Source organism: Clostridium sp. UBA2485 (assembly GCF_002341865.1).
GTDB lineage: Bacteria > Bacillota > Clostridia > Clostridiales > Clostridiaceae > Clostridium_J.
Genome location: NZ_DDOV01000119.1, coordinates 88989 through 107186 on the forward strand (window position 1 = coordinate 88989; position 18198 = coordinate 107186).

16 protein-coding genes and 8 tRNA genes are annotated in these 18198 nt (G+C 29.1%); 3 read left to right on the top strand and 21 right to left on the bottom strand.

Going from position 1 to position 18198, the window contains the following annotated elements; all coding sequences use genetic code 11:
• Position 1: 1 nt before the first annotated feature.
• From B3603_RS22375 to B3603_RS22405, 7 genes are all read right to left on the bottom strand, one after another.
• Complete coding sequence (locus B3603_RS22375) at positions 2-988, bottom strand: beta-ketoacyl-ACP synthase III (RefSeq protein ID WP_291569067.1); 987 nt, start codon at positions 986-988, stop codon at positions 2-4.
• Positions 989-1010: 22 nt separating this feature from the next.
• Complete coding sequence (locus tag B3603_RS22380; protein ID WP_291569068.1) at positions 1011-1460, bottom strand: MarR family winged helix-turn-helix transcriptional regulator; 450 nt, start codon at positions 1458-1460, stop codon at positions 1011-1013.
• 444 nt (positions 1461-1904) lie between these two features.
• Entirely contained in the window at positions 1905-3104 is a 1200-nt protein-coding gene (locus B3603_RS22385; RefSeq protein WP_291569069.1) for an FprA family A-type flavoprotein, read from the bottom strand.
• A gap of 54 nt (positions 3105-3158) precedes the next feature.
• On the bottom strand, positions 3159-5066 hold the full coding sequence (locus tag B3603_RS22390) for an acyl-CoA dehydrogenase family protein (RefSeq protein WP_291569070.1): 1908 nt from the start codon (positions 5064-5066) through the stop codon (positions 3159-3161).
• Positions 5067-5817: 751 nt separating this feature from the next.
• Positions 5818-6474 carry a hypothetical protein gene (locus tag B3603_RS22395; protein WP_291569071.1) on the bottom strand — a complete coding sequence of 219 codons (657 nt, stop codon included), beginning with the start codon at positions 6472-6474 and terminating at the stop codon, positions 5818-5820.
• An 80-nt stretch (positions 6475-6554) separates the two neighbouring features.
• Positions 6555-6773, bottom strand: a complete 219-nt coding sequence (locus B3603_RS22400; RefSeq protein ID WP_291569072.1) for a hypothetical protein — start codon at positions 6771-6773, stop codon at positions 6555-6557.
• Between the two features lie 225 nt (positions 6774-6998).
• Positions 6999-8009 (bottom strand): M23 family metallopeptidase, encoded by a 1011-nt coding sequence (locus B3603_RS22405; protein ID WP_291569073.1) that lies wholly within the window; start codon positions 8007-8009, stop codon positions 6999-7001.
• Between the two features lie 282 nt (positions 8010-8291).
• Between B3603_RS22405 and B3603_RS22410 the strand changes: the two genes are divergently transcribed.
• A complete protein-coding gene (locus B3603_RS22410) occupies positions 8292-9275 on the top strand; it encodes a DnaD domain protein (RefSeq protein WP_291569074.1) in 984 nt (327 codons plus the stop codon).
• Complete coding sequence (locus tag B3603_RS22415) at positions 9268-10254, top strand: ATP-binding protein (protein ID WP_291569075.1); 987 nt, start codon at positions 9268-9270, stop codon at positions 10252-10254. The genes B3603_RS22410 and B3603_RS22415 overlap by 8 nt, the downstream gene beginning before the upstream one ends.
• Before the next feature lie 203 nt (positions 10255-10457).
• Here the strand turns inward: B3603_RS22415 and B3603_RS22420 are convergent, their stop codons facing one another.
• The 10 genes from B3603_RS22420 to B3603_RS22465 form a co-directional block, all read right to left on the bottom strand.
• Complete coding sequence (locus tag B3603_RS22420; RefSeq protein ID WP_291569076.1) at positions 10458-11219, bottom strand: acyl-CoA dehydratase activase; 762 nt, start codon at positions 11217-11219, stop codon at positions 10458-10460.
• A gap of 15 nt (positions 11220-11234) precedes the next feature.
• On the bottom strand, positions 11235-12380 hold the full coding sequence (locus tag B3603_RS22425; protein WP_291569077.1) for a double-cubane-cluster-containing anaerobic reductase: 1146 nt from the start codon (positions 12378-12380) through the stop codon (positions 11235-11237).
• Between the two features lie 760 nt (positions 12381-13140).
• Positions 13141-13215: transfer RNA gene (locus tag B3603_RS22430), tRNA-Thr, on the bottom strand.
• 5 nt (positions 13216-13220) lie between these two features.
• Positions 13221-13297, bottom strand: a tRNA-Asp gene (locus tag B3603_RS22435).
• Between the two features lie 6 nt (positions 13298-13303).
• A tRNA-Val gene (locus tag B3603_RS22440) sits at positions 13304-13379 on the bottom strand.
• Positions 13380-13383: 4 nt separating this feature from the next.
• Positions 13384-13458 (bottom strand) — tRNA-Glu (locus tag B3603_RS22445).
• A gap of 28 nt (positions 13459-13486) precedes the next feature.
• Positions 13487-13561 (bottom strand) — tRNA-Thr (locus tag B3603_RS22450).
• A 5-nt stretch (positions 13562-13566) separates the two neighbouring features.
• Positions 13567-13643: transfer RNA gene (locus tag B3603_RS22455), tRNA-Asp, on the bottom strand.
• 5 nt (positions 13644-13648) lie between these two features.
• Positions 13649-13724 (bottom strand) — tRNA-Val (locus B3603_RS22460).
• Positions 13725-13729: 5 nt separating this feature from the next.
• Positions 13730-13804, bottom strand: a tRNA-Glu gene (locus B3603_RS22465).
• Positions 13805-14183: 379 nt separating this feature from the next.
• Between B3603_RS22465 and B3603_RS22470 the strand changes: the two genes are divergently transcribed.
• Positions 14184-15431, top strand: coding sequence for an NAD(P)/FAD-dependent oxidoreductase (locus B3603_RS22470; protein WP_291569078.1), 1248 nt, complete (start codon positions 14184-14186; stop codon positions 15429-15431).
• Between the two features lie 112 nt (positions 15432-15543).
• Here B3603_RS22470 and B3603_RS22475 read toward each other — a convergent pair whose 3' ends face one another.
• The 4 genes from B3603_RS22475 to B3603_RS22490 all read right to left on the bottom strand — a co-directional run bounded on the left by B3603_RS22475 (position 15544) and on the right by B3603_RS22490 (position 18189).
• Positions 15544-15729 (bottom strand): DUF1858 domain-containing protein, encoded by a 186-nt coding sequence (locus tag B3603_RS22475; protein ID WP_039634503.1) that lies wholly within the window; start codon positions 15727-15729, stop codon positions 15544-15546.
• A gap of 234 nt (positions 15730-15963) precedes the next feature.
• Positions 15964-16743: an ABC transporter permease gene (locus B3603_RS22480; RefSeq protein WP_291569079.1), complete on the bottom strand. Its 780-nt coding sequence runs from the start codon at positions 16741-16743 to the stop codon at positions 15964-15966.
• 3 nt (positions 16744-16746) lie between these two features.
• Positions 16747-17661 (bottom strand): ABC transporter ATP-binding protein, encoded by a 915-nt coding sequence (locus B3603_RS22485; RefSeq protein WP_291569080.1) that lies wholly within the window; start codon positions 17659-17661, stop codon positions 16747-16749.
• Between the two features lie 273 nt (positions 17662-17934).
• Positions 17935-18189, bottom strand: coding sequence for a hypothetical protein (locus tag B3603_RS22490; protein ID WP_291569081.1), 255 nt, complete (start codon positions 18187-18189; stop codon positions 17935-17937).
• Positions 18190-18198: the final 9 nt, after the last annotated feature.

Genomic DNA, 18198 nt, shown 5'->3' on the forward strand with positions numbered 1-18198 from the left:
TTTATTTAGATACCTTATTCCAATTTATTAATGCACTACCATAGGTAAGGCCTCCACCAAATCCTATGATAATAATTTTACTTCCTTTTTTAAGTAAATTTTTTTTATTTAATTCATCAAGTGCTAATATAATACTTGCACTTGAAGTATTGCCATACTTACTTAAATTCATATAAAATTTATTAATATCATAATTTTTTCTTTTAGATACTGCTTCAATTATCCTAAAATTAGCTTGATGAGGTACAATATAGTCTATATCATCAATATTAAGATTGTTTTCTACTAAAATTCTTTCTATGGATTTTTCTAATACAGCTACAGCAAACTTAAATATATCTTTGCCATTCATTACAACTTTATCGTGAAAATCTTTAGTGCCAGCATTATATATATTCTTTAAATCTACAGCAGAACAAGTTAGTGATTCTCCTTTGCTACCATCAGCCTTACATTGAACAGAAGTTATGCCAACTTCATCACCTATAGCAATTACTGCTGCGCCAGCACCATCTCCAAAAAGCACACAAGTACTTCTATCATTCCAATCAATTATTTTTGATAATACTTCTGCACCTATAACTAAAGCTTTTTTGTAAGTACCATTTTTTATAAATTGACTTGCAATATCTATACCATATATAAAACCACTACAAGCTGAAGATATATCAAATGCCATAGCATTCTTAGCACCTATTGCCGCTTGAACATTACAAGCTGTTGATGGTGTTAATGTATCTTGTGTTATTGTAGCAACTATAATTAACTCTATTTCCTCTGCTGTTGTATTGCTATCTTGTAAAGCCAATTTAGCTGCATTTATAGCAAGCTCTGTTGTAGTTTCATCTTTAGATATATATCTAGTTTTAATTCCAGTTCTACTAACTATCCATTCATCACTAGTTTCTACATATTGAGACAACATATCATTAGTTACTATATTGCTAGGTACATAGCTTCCTGTACCTAAAATTTGAACGTTTTTCATTATTAACCCCCGTTCATAAAGTTTAATATTTAGACTTGAAAAATTCATTAAGCTTTTCTAGGGATCTAATTAAAACATCTTCTTCTTCCTGTGAAAGTCCTTCAACGGTAGCTTTTATCATCTCATGATGAAATTTTTCATGTATTCTATAAGCAAGCTTACCTTTTCTAGTTAGTTTTATCTTTACAGATCTTCTATCTTCTTCACATCTATTTCTTTCAACATATCCCTTTTTTACAAGCTTATTTATTGCTGTAGTTAAAGTTCCTACAGTGATTTTTAAACTTTGTGCAACTTCACTCATAGTTTTAACTTCATACATACCTATAGCTTCAATGGTATGTGTTTCAGTTATAGATAAATCCTTTAAAACACTTTCTGCTAATGCTTTTTGTTCTATTTTCAAAATGTCATTAAAAGTTTGAACTAATAATTCATTTAATACTTGGTTCTTTAAAGAAGATTGTTTCATATTTTTCTACTTCCTTTATTTTGATATTCAAATATTTTGATAATCAAAGTATAAACTTATAATTATTCTATGTCAATATTTTTTTAATATAACGATTATGTAATATGTAATATATATTTAAATATTTACAAATTAAGTATAAAATATACATTGCAGATTTATAACCTTCTTTATGAAAGTAGAAATTAAACATCTTTGCTACTTCAGAATTTAAGAAATCTGTATAATTATTGAAAAATAGCTTTTATATTAAGCAAGGATAACACTTTTACAACGCTCTATCAAAATAATAATTGTTTTTTAGATAGTTCTATCCTGTAAATTTTATAAACTCTTTTAAATTTTTTAAGAGTTATAATAATTAATCTTATAATTATGATGATATAAAAAGATCAACTCATGAATTTTGTTCATAAGTTGATCCTAAATTTATATTTTTAAAAATTATTTCATTGATTCAATAATGCTATCAACAATGGCATCCATTGAATCTCCGTCATCTTCTTTCATACTAGAATTTACTGTCATATCGCTGTCTAAAATAGTCATTTCTTTCATCTCATCTAAAAGTTCACGCATTAACTTTCCAGATTGAGGTGCCCATGAACCATTTTCAATAAGAGCAAATGTACGTTTTTGAAGATTTAATGCCTTCATGTCCATTATATAATTTAGCATTGGTGGATAAATATTTAAATTATAAGTTACTGAAGCAAGGACTACGTGACTATATTTAAATGTTTCAGAAATCAAATAAGAAACATGAGTTTTTGAAACATCATACATAACTACATTAGTTATTCCTTTTTTCACTAATCTTGTTGCTAAGTCATTAGCAGCTGCCTCTGTATTTCCGTACATTGTTCCGTAAACAATCATTACACCCTTTTCCTCAGGTTCATAACGACTCCATTTATCATATTTACCTAGTAAATATTCAAAATCATTACGCCATACTGGTCCATGTAATGGACATATAATTTTTATATCTATAGTACTTGCTTTCTTTAAAAGAGCTTGAACATGAGGACCGTATTTACCTACGATATTTGTATAATATCTTCTTGCATCATCAATCCAATCACGATCAAAGTTTACTTCATCATTAAATAATTTGCCATCTAATGCTCCAAAAGAACCAAAAGCATCAGCTGAGAATAATACGCCGTTAGTAGTATCATATGTTACCATAGCCTCTGGCCAGTGTATCATTGGAGCAGACACAAATACAACATTATGTTTTCCAAATGACATAGTATCTCCTTCTTTGACTTCTATCAATTTTCCATCAACTTGGAAACCAAATTGACGCATAAATAAAGAAGCTTTTTCAGTACATACAATTTGTACATTTGGATAACGAAGAATAATTTCTTCAATGCAAGCAGCATGATCTGGCTCCATATGATTTATTACCATATAATCTAAAGTTCTCTCCCCAAGAAGCCCTTTAACATTTTCAAGTAATTGACGGCAAATTGACCAGTCAACTGTATCAAATAGCACTGTTTTCTCATCTAAAAGTAAATAAGAGTTATATGAAACCCCTTTTTGAATAGGGTGAATATTTTCGAAAAGAGCAAGACGACGGTCATTGCCTCCAACCCAATAAAGATCCTCAGTTATATTTCTAACACAATACATAGATTAAATCCTCCTTACCTAGAAACCTTTTATTATGCTTAATTATTATAGAAACTAAACTTCTATAAACATATCTTTCTCTTCACCACAAGCAGGGCAGGTCCATTCTTCAGGTAATTTCTCGAAAAGTGTACCTGGATTTATTTCTCCTTCAGAATCACCTACAGCTGGATCGTATTCATAACCACACCCGTTACATACATGATATTTCCAGCTTGGAGCAACTTTCTTTGGAACAGCTCTCTTAATTTTCTTCATTGGTGGAGCTTCTTTCTTCGGTTCTCCATTATCTAAAGCTTCAGCAAGTATTGGTAGTATCTCCATTAAATCCCCAACAATACCATAGTCTGCGTTTTTAAATATTTTAGCATTTGTATCAATATTTATAGCAACAATAGTAGAAGCATCTTTTATACCCTTTAAGTGTTGACCTGCACCTGAAATACCGCAAGCAATATAAAGATTTCCTTTGAATTTTTGACCTGACATACCAACATAACGATTTATTGGTACATATTTAAGTGTTTCAGCTACTGGACGTGATGAACCTATAGCTGCACCAACTTGAACTGCCAAGTCTTCTATAAGTTTCATATTTTTTCTTTCACCTATACCTTGACCTACACTTACCACTCTTTCAGCTTTAGCTATAGGAGTGTCTATAGGAATTCCTACTGTAAAGTCGTATCCATCTGCTTTAAGTGCTTCCACAAGTGCATCAACTTTTTCTTTAGGAGTTCCATCTTTGAAGATAACTTTCTTACGATAACCTGTAGCAGGTCCCCTTTTAGTAGTTTTGCCTGCACTTTCTGTCTTTGGCATTTTACCAATTATGTTAGCAGCAATAACTATACGTTGAATTTCATTAGTTCCTTCATATATTGTACAAATTTTAGCATCTCTATAAGCACGTTCAACTTCCATACCTTTTAGATATCCACTTCCACCAAAGATTTGAAGTGCATCATTTACAATCTCAAGACAAACGTCAGAAGCGTATTGTTTAGCCATAGCAGCTTCCATACCATAATGTTCATGATTTTCTTTTAATTCTGCTGCACTATAAATAAGTAATCTAGCTGCTCTAAGCTTTGTTGCCATATCAGCTAATTTAAAAGAAATAGCTTGTTGTTGGCATATAGGTTTACCAAATTGAATTCTTTCTTTTGAATATTCTAACGCATTTTCATAAGCACCTTGCGCTATACCAAGAGCCTGTGCTGCTATACCAATACGTCCGCCATCTAAGGTTGACATAGCAATTTTAAAACCTTCGCCATCTTTACCTAATAAATTTTCCTTAGGAACTTTCACATTATTGAAAACAAGTTCTGCAGTTGCGGAAGAACGAATACCCATTTTGTTGTAATGTTGTCCAAAAGTAAATCCTTCCCATCCTTTTTCCACAATAAATGCACTAATACCACGAGTACCTATATCTGGTGTAGTAACTGCAAAAACAATATAAATATCAGCCTCACCACCATTAGTAATGAAGATTTTTTCACCATTTAAAATATAATAATCGCCTTCTAGTACAGCAGTAGTCTCAGTACCACCGGCGTCACTTCCAGCATTCTCCTCAGTTAAACCAAATGCTCCAATTTTTTCTCCTTTTGCTAATGGAACTAAATATTTTTGTTTTTGTTCTTCTGTTCCATAACCAGCAATTGGATATGCGCCTAAAGATGTATGAGCAGAAAGAATTACACCTGTACCACCATCCACTCTTGATAATTCTTCAACAGCGATTGCATAGCTTATTACATCTAATCCTGCTCCACCATATTCTTTTGGATATGGAATCCCCATCATACCCATATCAGCTAGTTCTTTAATTTCTTCTGAAGGAAACTTATTTTCCTCATCCAACATAAATGCAATAGGCTTAATTTTCTCTTCAGCAAACTTTCTGATTCTCATTCTTAAATTTTCATGATCTTCTGTAGTTTTAAAAAACATAACTGCACCTCCCCTTTAATTAACACGGTTCATAACTATCATTCTGTATTGATTTTATCGACTTATCCAGTTATCTTTTATTTGTGAAAATTATCTATTTAAATGTACTACTTAAAAGTATACTTAAACCGTATAACTTTATTGTATACCTAAAAAGTATACATTTCAATCCTAATTTTAACTTTTTTATAAATCCCCCCCATAAAACCCTATTATTTATTCTAAGGTTATAAGATTTTTGTCCACATACTCTATGTATATATAATCCTATTACTAAATATTACAATTAAAACTAAGCCCATAGTTATATAGATATACCAGCTCTAAAATTAATATATATGTCAAAATAATTGGTGTTTCTTAGTATTATAATTGAAACTATTGAATTCACAATTCGCAATTGTGGATATTTCTCAGCAAAAGCTAAGAAATTTAGAATTGATTACCCGTAGCGGCGAACAGTGTTCGCCATATATTATTGAATAAATATTAAACTATAAGACGTATTAAAAAGAAGTGATGAACACTGTTCGCCGCTACAATAAAACACTAGCAATTATATTGCTAGTTAAAAAATCCATTAAAAAATTCTTTTAATCAAAAATAATTTCCACCTTAATTCTTCATTTTTCATTCATTATGAAAAATTTCTCTTATGGAAATTAAAATATCGTATAAATTAAATTTTCATTGTGGAATCCTATATTTATAAAAAAACTAAACACATTAATAAAATAGTAAAAGTTATGGATTAACCCATAACTTTTACTATTTTATATATAACTTTGTTTACATCATTCTCATATTCAAATTTATATGCACTATTTACATATTTTACAAATGAAGCTAACCAATGAAATCTTAGTCTATAAAATACTTCCACATTTCCACCTATCTTATCATAATTGCTTTTATGAATACATCTTGAATTATACCACTCAACAATATCATCTTCTTTAGTTACAACGGATTGTACCCTATCACAAGGCATACCTTCTAATAAATAGTTATTCATAGCATCAAATATATCTATTACATTATTAGGATGTTCTTTTTCCTTTGACATAAGTCCACATTTAACCCCATTGTCTCTATAAAACTTAGCTGCTATGTCCTCAACCTCTTCTCCATAAATTTCTTTAAGCTTAGTTATTATGAAAGCTTGGCGGGTTTCCGCATTAACTATTTTATTTTGAAGCCATCCATGAATATTGGTTAAATCTATAATCTCCTCTAATTGTTTGTCTGTATCTATCATTTCACCATAAACTTTAGATTCATTTATTATAGTTTCTGCTTTTTCACCATACTTTTCTATATAAGCTTTAATAAAAGCTTTTTCTATATCCTCAAATAAAACAATTTTATTAAATAACCATGTATGTATTGGAGCCAAAAATGCACTCATACTTATTCCTCCTGTATTACCAAATTTGTTTATATATTACCACGTTATCATAAAAATAACCGTAACATAGGTTACGGAGATTATTTTATAGGTAAAACTTCAAATATTAATGTGGCTATACATAGTATGCTGACCAATACCCATAATATTAAAAACATTATACAGATATATTCTGCTAACGTTCTTAACAGTTTAAAAGGTAACGCTATACAAATTAATGATGTACATATAGCTACTATGCTTCCATATAATATAATATTGAAAATCTCTCCTATTAAAATTATTAAGCTATAATTCATATTATAAAACCTCACTCTATAAATATAGCTAAAATAGCTTTATATAATATATAGTAGAGTAAAATTTTATATGTGTTCTTAATAACTAGTCAATATGCTAGTCTATTTGAGTTATACTCCCCGTTATAACTTGCTTAAGTGCAACTATCATTAGAATCTTTGCCTTGATATAACACAAAATATTCATGGCATTTTGACTAGTTATTTTATTCCAGATATCTGAAATTATTTTTCCATTATATATTTTAATGGATCTACAGCTTCTCCATTTACCCTTATCTCAAAATGAAGATGAGGCCCTGTACTGTTTCCTGTATTTCCTACATCCGCTATATGTTGTCCCTTGGAAATACTCTCCCCCTCATTTGCATAAAGCTTATTGCAATGTGCATACAAGGTTTCTACATTATTATCATGTAATAAAATAATTACATTACCATAGCCATTTAAAACTCCTGAAAATGTCACCTTTCCATTAAAAGCAGCTTTTATTGGAGTATTTTCATTTGCAGCAATATCTAATCCCTTATGTATAGTACCCCATCGTTCTCCAAAATATGAGGTAATAACCCCATTGGCAGGCACATAAAGCTGTTTTTCTAAAAATGCAACTGAGGAATCTTCATAATCTAAATTAATAACTGGTTTTGCTTTTTCTATTTTAGTTATGGTAAAAGTTATTAGTTTTTCCTCGTTATTATTATGGTATATAATATTATTTGCTATCTGTTCACTATTCATTACTGAACTTAAATTACATTTTACTTTTTCATAAGAAATATTATTATTTGTATCTATATTTTCTATATCTTCAAGCTTTGCTGTATCTATATATTTGTCTTTTACCTTTTTTAAAGCATCTTCTCCTACCTTATCACTTTCTACAAATCCAATCAGTTTTTCATCGGATTTCATTGCATAGGCATCAACAATTATGTAGTTTGAAAGCATATTTTTTAATTGTTCTTCTGTAAAAAATTTGTCTATATTAATTTTACCTTTTTCAAATCTAAAGTACTCTTCTAATTGAATTTCCTTAAAAGCTGCTTTTTCTTTTAAACTATTATAAGCATCATTTATGCAAAATTTATCTTTTACATAAGCCACAGCTTTATCTTCACTATATACCACATACCCATTGTAATCTAAACTATTAAGAAGTAACATATAGCTTACAGCAATTATAGTGACTGCAACTACTATAATCTCCTTAATATGTTTTTTAATTTTTTTCAAGCTATACCTCCTTTCTATTAGGATAATATTCCCCTATAGATAATTTTTAAACATAATATAATATAAGTATTTAGGTAATTTTCATAATTTAAATTTAACTATGTGGTATACTAAGTATGAGAAAAAAATATATGTTGTTTTAAAATAATATTAAAATCTGCATAATTGACAATCGTTCTCTATCAATTGTCAATTGATTAAGCCGATAATAAAATGAATAATATTTTAAAACAATGCAAATAATTATGTTGGTATTTTTATACTAAAAGTGAGGGATGGTACATGAGTACTTTCATGTTTAAGAATAAAGATTTTGGATACACGCCTGTAAGCAATATCTTTATAGATAAATATATGGCTACAGCTAGAGGAGAATATGTAAAAGTATATCTACTAGGACTTAAATATTGTATAAGTGGAGAGCTAGGCGCTAACTCTGCAGTAATTGCAAATACTTTATCTCTGTTAGAAACTGACGTATTAAATGCGTGGAATTATTGGAGTGAAGTAGGAGTTATAAAGATGGCTGCTATAGATAATATGAGTAACTATACTATAGAATTTTTAGATTTAACTAATAACCTTGAAGCTAGCAATAAAAAAATTGATATTCTTAAGGAATTAAATAACAATTCAATTAAGGATATGCTTCAAGATATAGAAAAACTTATAGGAAGAACCTTATCACCTAAAGAGATTGAAATATATTTAGGATGGCAAAAGGATTTTAACTTTTCACCTGAATTGATACTTCTTTTAATACAATACTGCGTATCTAAAGGTAAGGTTGATTATAGATACTTTGAAAAAATTGCTATGGCATGGCATGATGATAAAATTCAGACTGTTGAAGATGCCCAAAGTTTCATCACAAAGCATGAAGATAAATGGATTAATATAAGAAAAATTTTAAAATATTTAGGTATTAATACACCAGATATTATGAAGCCTCAAGAAGAAATACTTACTAAATGGCTAACAGTCTATAAATTTCCTCTAGATGTTATATATAAATCCTGTGATATCTGTTTTGAAAGACTTAATAGAGCAGACTTTAAATATATAGATGGAATATTAAACAGTTGGTTTAGAGATGGAATTTCAACTTTGGAAGATATCGAAAAGAAGGATAGAAAAAAACTGACTCATAAGCCTATAGTTAACAATAATTTATCAAATAAAGGCACCTTCAACAATTATGAACAAAGATCCTATAACTTTGAAGAATTAGAGAAACAATTACTAGGATGGGATAATAATGATTAAACAACATCATTCTGAAATAATGAAAATTTATGAAGATATTCGCAAATCTGAAGAAGATGCTTTAAAGTTAAGAAAAGAAGAAATTGAGCAAAAACTACCTATGGTTATAGAAATAGAGGACGAAATTAAAAAACTTTCTTTAAAATTATCCTTAGCAGCAATCAAATCTATGGATAACAAAGAAACCTTCATAGACTCTATAAAAGAAAAAATTATAGATCTTAGAATGAAAAAAGGTGAACTATTGGCTTCTAATGGATATGACGTTAATTACTTAACTTTAAAGTATAGATGTAATAAATGTAAGGACACAGGATATATCTATATAGAAAAGTGTAATTGCTATAAACAATATTTAGTTCAACTTTATTACAATAACTCAGATTTAAAGCATTTACTTAATAAAAATAACTTTAATAACTTTAACATAAATTATTTTACTAATAAGCTAAATAATAATGAAAAGGTAAGTTCTAGAATAAATATGGAACGTAACTATGAAAGAGCTCTAGAATTTATAAAAAGCTTTAACGATGTTGAAGATAATTTGCTTTTCTACGGTAATTCAGGAACCGGGAAAACTTTTTTATCTCATTGTATTGCTAAAGAGCTTATTGAAAATGGATATTTTGTAGTTTACAAAACCTCTGATGATTTAATTTCTGCTTTAAAAGAAGTTAAATTTAATAACAACAGTAATATGGAAGATTGTCTTATAAATTGTGATCTGCTTATAATTGATGACTTAGGCACAGAACAAATCTCAGACTTCTCTAAAAAAGAACTTTTTAATTTACTTAATACAAAGCTTTTAAAGCAAAAGAAAATGCTTATTTCCACCAATTATGCATTAAGCGAACTATCAGATGTTTATTCTGAAAGATTTACTTCGAGATTATTCGGTAATTTTAGTCTTTTTAAATTTTATGGAAATGACATTAGAATACTAAAAAAATCTAAAGTAAAGAAGGTAACATAAATTTTTATGTTACCTTTTCTCTATTCTACAAGATTTTCTTCATCTCTTCTTAATTCATTAATTATTATAGTAGTACAAGAAGCTATTAATATTCCATCTATTGTATCCATACTTCATTTTTTAGTATAACTTTTATATATGTTTTAAATAATACTATACCAATAAAAATAGTTAAGAGGTTGCCTAAAGTGGCAACCTCTTAACTATTTTTTTATTTTTTTAGCTAATATTGCTGCACCAATTGCGCCAGCATATCTAGCTAGTTTATCTGATTTTACTTCACTATTTAATTTACTACCAAGACTTTCTATAATATAGTCACATTCACATAGACCACCAGTTAAAAAATATTTTTCTCCTTCATCATGTTTTTTACACAATGAAGATACCTTTGTAACTACTGAGTCAATAATTGCAAATGCTATATCCTCTCTTTTTTTCCCACTTCCTATAAGACTTATGACTTCTGACTCTGCAAAAACAGTACACATTGAACTTATTGTAGTATTTCCTCCCTTGGAAGCTAAATTACATAATTCTTCTATATCTACTGATAATATATTAGACATAATTTCAATAAATCTTCCTGTACCTGCAGAACATTTATCATTCATTATAAAGTTTGTAACCATATCATCTTTAACAGTTATGATTTTAGTATCTTGTCCACCTATATCAATTACAGTACAATCTTCCCCTAAAAGATATGAAGCTCCCTTACCATGACAGGTTATTTCCGTTACTGATTTATGTGCATAAGGGACAGAAACTCTTCCATATCCAGTTGCTACTACTTTTCTATTTTCTTCATATATACACATAGACTTTAATTTTTCGTCTATAGTTTTTGAAGTTTCAATACTGCTCCATCCTGTAGGCATAACAAAAGTGTCTTTTAAACTATCATCTTCAAATATAGCTACTTTAGCAGCAGTAGATCCTATGTCTATTCCTATATAGTACACACCTATCTTCTCCTTTTAAAGCATTTCTATAAATGCAGCCATACGAGTTTTAAGTTGTCCAATATCTGATGTAGAATAATCTGTTTCTATACTCATGTATGGTATTTTCTTTTCTTCATTTACAAATTTCTTAATTCTATGGGTCTCAACATTATAAGTATGACAAGCTTGTAATGTTATATCTATAACACCATCAACTGAGAACTCGTCAACTAATTGGCTAATTAAATCTAATCTACCATCATTTGGTGCCATAACTGAGCATGGAATACTTAAATATTTTTCTGCTAATGCATCAATTGGATCTTTTGTTTCATCAACTAATCTAATTTTTTCTTTAATTCCAGAACAGTTCTCAAAACAAACTGCTACTCCACCACTTTCTTCAATGGCAGTTAAAACTTTGTCTGCTACTCCACCTATCGGACAACCAGTAATTAATATTCTTGGTCCATTTTTATAAGTATCCTTTTTTGCATCATAATTAGCTTTTATATCTTCTATTGTTTCTTTTAACATTCTATTTTGTTCTTTTTTATCAAAAGTATAGTGAGTTGCATCTATTATTTTATGAAGTTGTAATCCACTTATTGGTGCTGGATTTAATTTTCCCAATGAATAAAGCTCTTTTAACACAGTTCTTTCTTCATTACGAGTTTTAATTGCTTCTTTAAGTGCTTCTTCTGTTACTTTAACATTAAATTGGTTTTCAAGCTTTTCTATAAAATATTTGATTTCTTCTTTCCATACTTTAAGAGCATGTTCTCTATTAGTATTTTGAGGTAATTGCATAACATGTAGTGGTTTTATTTCTTCTAGATATTCATACATTTTCTTTTTTCCATCACAAGTAGTTTCTCCCACTATTAAATCTGAAAAATATGTATATGGACACTTGTCTGTTAATGCAAATCCATAGCTTGCTTTTATAAGTGGACATAAGTTTTTAGGTAAATGTTTTTCTGCATCTGGAATAGTTTCTTCACTAACAGCGCAAAGGCTTATTGGATATGCACCTGCCGCATATATAGCCTCTACTGGTGCAAAAGTACAAAATGTACCTACTACCTTTTGTCCTTTATCCTTTAACTCTTTAACTTTAATAAATCCGTTTCTTCTTGTTTCATTAAACTCTTCAAAGTTTTTTGGTAAATTATTCATTACAAACCCTCCAAATATATAATATGTGAGTAAAATATTATCTAGCCTTTATAAACACTTGAACTTTAATATCTTTTAGTTTTAATAATTCTATTCTTCAAAATACTTTAATTAAATCTTTCAAGCAGTCAATTCATTATCTTGTCCAATTTTATTGCTTTTTTATAAAATAAAATTATTAATATTAGATCTTTTACCAGTTGTTTTTGATTACAGTTTAAAAGCTCAACTATATGTAGTTGAGCTTTTAAATACAAAAGGAAAATTTTAATTAAAGGATAAACGACTATAACCAACTTCGTCTTGAGTTAATGTTAACATATATTTTGACAATTGTGAATTTTTGTTTTTCAATGATTATGTACCTATCTATAGATATATTAAATATAGGGTTCCCTAATGAAAATTTAACTTATGGATGATTTTAATTTCCATAACAAAAATTCTTTTCTATGAATGAAAAATTAAGAATGAAAGATACGAATTATGGTTAAAACTTCACGGTTAAGACCTTTGAAGTTTTTTGAGAATAAATTTTTTTAAGAAATTTACTAAGTGTGAATTTCATCCTAAATTTTTCATTCTTAATTATTAATCCTTAATTTTTAAGGGATTAAACTGTTTTTATAGAAAGCTTACTTTCCAGAGTATATATTAAGTTTTCAGATTGTATCCCTATACTCTTAGGATTATAAATAATTATTTTTATAGTATTTCTTCATAACGAAAAAAACTTGAATGTTTCCATTCAAGTTTTTCATGGAGCTGGCAATAGGAATTGAACCTACAACCTGCTGATTACAAGTCAGCTGCTCTACCGTTGAGCCATGCCAGCAATTATGGCGACCCAGAAGGGACTCGAACCCTCGACCTCCGGCGTGACAGGCCGGCACTCTAACCAACTGAGCCACTGGGCCATATTATGGTGGTCGCAACAGGGATCGAACCTGTGACCCTCTGCTTGTAAGGCAGATGCTCTCCCAGCTGAGCTATGCGACCATAATGGTGACTCCTAGGGGAATCGAACCCCTGTTACCACCGTGAAAGGGTGGTGTCTTAACCGCTTGACCAAGGAGCCAATGACGACTTTTTTATTTTTTATAAAATGGAGCTGGCAATAGGAATCGAACCTACAACCTGCTGATTACAAGTCAGCTGCTCTACCGTTGAGCCATGCCAGCTTATGTGGCGACCCAGAAGGGACTCGAACCCTCGACCTCCGGCGTGACAGGCCGGCACTCTAACCAACTGAGCCACTGGGCCATATGTGGTGGTCGCAACAGGGATCGAACCTGTGACCCTCTGCTTGTAAGGCAGATGCTCTCCCAGCTGAGCTATGCGACCACTAATGGTGACTCCTAGGGGAATCGAACCCCTGTTACCACCGTGAAAGGGTGGTGTCTTAACCGCTTGACCAAGGAGCCATATGTCATTTTACTTTTGTTAGGTCGGCGCTTTCCGCACACCCGACAAGTAATATAATACCTAAAATTCTTAACAATGTCAACAATTTTTCAAAAAAAATTTCACTTTTTATCATAAAAGCTCATTTCATATTATAAACCTAGATAAATCAACAACTTTACTGGCACTTTTCTATAAGAAAAAAGTCATAATTTGAAACTTATTATAAAATTTTAAAATAAACTTATATATTTCCTCACGATATATATTCTATTCTGAATTAAATAATTTATGACTAATATGTGATAAATTATTTATTGATGATTACTTGATGGTTTTATTAGTAATACTTATAATAAGTTTAACATTATTTTTTCTTTTTAGAAAGGAGATTTTATTTTGAAACATGACCTTATTATAGTTGGTGGCGGTGCTTCAGGAATTATGGCTGCTATTATGGCAAAAGACCTAGGCATAGATGTAGCTATACTAGAAAGTAATGATAGGATAGGTAAGAAAATTCTTACCACAGGAAATGGAAGGTGTAATATAACCAATAAAAATATAAATATTTTAAGGTACCATAGTGAAAATAAAACTTTTTTTAATAAGGTCTTTGAAAACTTTACATTAAAAAATACCGTAGAATTTTTTAATTCAATTGGTTTATATTTAGTTACCTTAGATAGTGACAAAATGTATCCTATGTCCTTACAATCTTCTTCTGTACTGGATGTTTTTAGATTTGCTCTAGAGGAAAGGGAAGTTCCTATTTATTTAAATCATAAAGTAAAAGAAATAAATTATAAGAACAAATTCATTATAGATTGTAATAATGAAAAAAACTTTATTTGCAACAAGCTTTTACTTTGTGCAGGAGGAAAAAGTGCACCTAAAACCGGTTCTGATGGTTCTGGTTTCACCTTGGCTAAAAAGCTAGGACATAATATAATAAATCCTATTCCAGCTCTTGTGCAGCTTAAATTAAATCATAATAAGTTAAAAGCACTATCTGGTGTTAAATTTGATGGAAATGCACATATATATGTAAATGATAAATTAAGAAGAAGTGAATTTGGAGAGGTATTGTTTACAGATTACGGTATTTCTGGTCCTCCTATTCTTCAACTTAGTAGAATTGCTTCTTATAATTTATCTAAAGGAAAAGATGTATCTTTAAAAATTGATATGATGAGTAATTTTTCAAAAGATGAATTAAAGAGATTTTTAGAAAATCATTTTGGAACATATTCATATAGATCTGTACATGATGCTCTTATAGGTATACTTAATAAGAAAATTATTCCTATAATACTTAAAGAAGCTAATATTGATAATATACATAAGCCTTGTTGGTCATTAGAGTGGGAAGAAAAAGAAATGTTATTATCCTTATTAAAAGAATGGACCTTTAAAGTAAATGGTACTAACTCCTTTGATAATGCGCAAGTTACAGCTGGTGGTATAGACACAAAAGAAGTAGATGAGAACACCTTACAATCAAAATTAGTTCCTAATCTATATTTTGCTGGGGAGATATTGGATGTAGATGGAGACTGTGGCGGTTTTAATCTTCAATGGGCATGGAGTTCTGCTTCAGTGGCAATCAAAAGCCTCAAGATGTTAGAACATCATAATAATAAATAGTAATCATTGTACCAAATTAAAGATTAATAATTAGTACTATAAAAAATAATAGTATTATTAAAAATAAATTTTAAAGTAAAAAAGCTAGTCTTATAGACTAGCTTATTTATATTTACTTGTTTAAAGCTTCTAATAATTTTTCTAGATCTAATCCATGAACTGTAGCTGCTTCTTCTAAAGTTTCTGCTTGTGCTGATGGACATCCTACACAACCCATTCCAAAGCTCATTAATACATCTACAGAATTTGCATGTTGTCTTACAACCTCACCTATTGTCATATCTTTAGTAATTTTCATAAATAACACCTCTTCCATTAATTATATATTAGGCATCTTTAACTAGTTATTTTAGATACCTTATTATTATCTTCTTATATGTTTTTTTTATCCTTATTGATTAACTTTATTATACAACACAACTTCAAAAAAAAGTGTAACTTTTGTTACACTTTTGTATTTTAAATAAAAATTTATATACCTACTAATTTTTATGATAAAATAACATCCTATTTTAGGATGCTATTCTACTATTTAAATAACGTCTTTTTTTATAAAGATTAAATTACTTATAATTAATAATGCTGCTACATATGCAATTATTATAGCTAATGAAAAACCTAAAGTTGAACCTTCAACAGGAGGAAGTCCAGCACCACTTATTAACGTATTTGAGTCATAAGCCGCAAGATTTAAATGACCAAATATAATGTATTTAGACCACCAATAGTTTTTAGTCAACATCATTATTGGCACACCTATTGAACTTGCTATAATTGATGTACTTAGAGCTATTCCAATCCCTTTAAAGATTGTAGCTAAACTAAAGGCTAAAGTTATATAAAATATATCTTTTGGTATTGAATATAGTACTGTCTTTATCAATATAGGCAAAGTATATCCACCTGCTGCTTTTGTCCCAAAGAAAGCTATACCTACTATTGATGATGAAATAAATATAACAACATAACTAATTAATAAGAATAATATTACAGTTACATATTTTGAAAATAATATAGCAGTTCTATTCCATGGACGTATTAAAAGTTGCTTTATAGTTCCGTCCTTCCATTCATCGGTAAATATTTGTGCTCCTAATATCATCGCAAACATACCTATAACAGAACTACCCCACATAATTGAGATTTGTATAAAACTTATATAGTCCATATTTATGCCCTTACTAGGACTTATAAATTTAATTACAATTGCTGATGCTATAACTATGACACTCATAAATATATAAAAATATGGTGCTGTTCGTTTTGTGTTTACCTTCATAATTTCATTTCTAATAAGTTGAATAAAACCCATAGTCTATTTCCCCTCCTTAGTCATACTTAAGAATACTTCTTCTAAGGATTGAGTAATTTGTTTCACTTCGTAAATTTTCAATCCACCATCAATTAATCTATTTATAATTAATGGAATTTCATCTCTTCTTAAATTAATTACAATTCTATTTTTTTCTACTTTTACAACACCAACAGAATTTATTAATTTTTTAGCTAAATCTATATTATCAACTTCAATTTCTACATCTAATTTTTCTTCTAAACTATTATTTTCATTTTTAATAGTACGTTCTCCTATTAATTTACCTTCTTGAATAACTATTATATTATCGCAAATAAGTTCTACTTCTGATAATAAATGACTTGAAATTATTATAGATATATTTTCTTTTTTAGCTAAGTATCTTAAATATTCACGAAGCTCATGTATTCCTTCAGGGTCAAGTCCATTAGTTGGTTCATCTAATATAAGAATTGATGGTTTATGTAAAAGTGCCTGTGCTACTCCTAATCTTTGCTTCATTCCTAGAGAATAAGTTTTTACTTTTTTATTTATTGCATCTTCTAACTTAACAAGTTTAACAATTTCGTTTATTCTCTCTTGGGATACTGGAGTTTTACTCATTCTTGCAAAGTGAATCAAGTTTTGCATTCCACTCATATATTTATATAATTCAGGGTTTTCAATAATTGCACCTACATGCTCTAAGGCTTTAATTTTATCTTTTCTAACATCATATCCTTCAATAAAAATATCACCTTTATCTATCCCTATAAGTCCAACCATCATACGGATTGTTGTTGTTTTTCCTGAGCCATTAGGTCCTAAAAATCCATAAATTTCGCCTCTATCAACAGAAAAGGAAAGGTCTTTAATTATTTTTTTCTTTCCAAAAGACTTATAGACATTTTTAACCTCAACTACCTTATCTGACATATTGTCTCACATCCATTTCTTTGTTTTGTAAAAAACTATTTGTCTTAAAATTTATAACTAGATGTCTAAAATAAAATAAGCTAGAATACTAGCTAGTTATTTTCTAAGACACCCTACGCTTTAAGTCTATATTTATTCTATAACTTTTATTTAATACATACCATTAATATAAAATTACAATATTATTAAATTATTTTAATATAAGTCTATATGCTATAAAAACAATTCACACAAATAAAAATAGTTCCTAACCTAAGTTAAGAACTACCTTTTTTATATATTAACAAGTTTAAATAAACTTATTCCAACAAATAAAATTCCCAGAATAAATAAAATTATTAAAAACCAATCTTTATTTTTAACTGCTAATAATGCTAATACTATTAAAGAAATCACAAGAATAATGTGACTCGGTATTGATAACTTAAGACTTCCTAATTGTATAGAGTCTAAAATAATTTTACTAAAAAAAATTAAACATAAGATTTTAAACAGTGAAATTATTATATTTTTATAGTTCGACTTCATATTTGTTCC

What these genes read in the sequence shown, in the direction of transcription:
- B3603_RS22375 (WP_291569067.1), bottom strand. Translation starts at nt 988, where the DNA reads ATGAAAAACGTTCAAATTTTAGGTACAGGAAGCTATGTACCTAGCAAT.
- B3603_RS22380 (WP_291569068.1), bottom strand. Translation starts at nt 1,460, where the DNA reads ATGAAACAATCTTCTTTAAAGAACCAAGTATTAAATGAATTATTAGTT.
- B3603_RS22385 (WP_291569069.1), bottom strand. Translation starts at nt 3,104, where the DNA reads ATGTATTGTGTTAGAAATATAACTGAGGATCTTTATTGGGTTGGAGGC.
- B3603_RS22390 (WP_291569070.1), bottom strand. Translation starts at nt 5,066, where the DNA reads ATGTTTTTTAAAACTACAGAAGATCATGAAAATTTAAGAATGAGAATC.
- B3603_RS22395 (WP_291569071.1), bottom strand. Translation starts at nt 6,474, where the DNA reads ATGAGTGCATTTTTGGCTCCAATACATACATGGTTATTTAATAAAATT.
- B3603_RS22400 (WP_291569072.1), bottom strand. Translation starts at nt 6,773, where the DNA reads ATGAATTATAGCTTAATAATTTTAATAGGAGAGATTTTCAATATTATA.
- B3603_RS22410 (WP_291569074.1), top strand. Translation starts at nt 8,292, where the DNA reads ATGAGTACTTTCATGTTTAAGAATAAAGATTTTGGATACACGCCTGTA.
- B3603_RS22415 (WP_291569075.1), top strand. Translation starts at nt 9,268, where the DNA reads ATGATTAAACAACATCATTCTGAAATAATGAAAATTTATGAAGATATT.
- B3603_RS22425 (WP_291569077.1), bottom strand. Translation starts at nt 12,380, where the DNA reads ATGAATAATTTACCAAAAAACTTTGAAGAGTTTAATGAAACAAGAAGA.
- B3603_RS22475 (WP_039634503.1), bottom strand. Translation starts at nt 15,729, where the DNA reads ATGAAAATTACTAAAGATATGACAATAGGTGAGGTTGTAAGACAACAT.
- B3603_RS22480 (WP_291569079.1), bottom strand. Translation starts at nt 16,743, where the DNA reads ATGGGTTTTATTCAACTTATTAGAAATGAAATTATGAAGGTAAACACA.
- B3603_RS22485 (WP_291569080.1), bottom strand. Translation starts at nt 17,661, where the DNA reads ATGTCAGATAAGGTAGTTGAGGTTAAAAATGTCTATAAGTCTTTTGGA.
- B3603_RS22490 (WP_291569081.1), bottom strand. Translation starts at nt 18,189, where the DNA reads ATGAAGTCGAACTATAAAAATATAATAATTTCACTGTTTAAAATCTTA.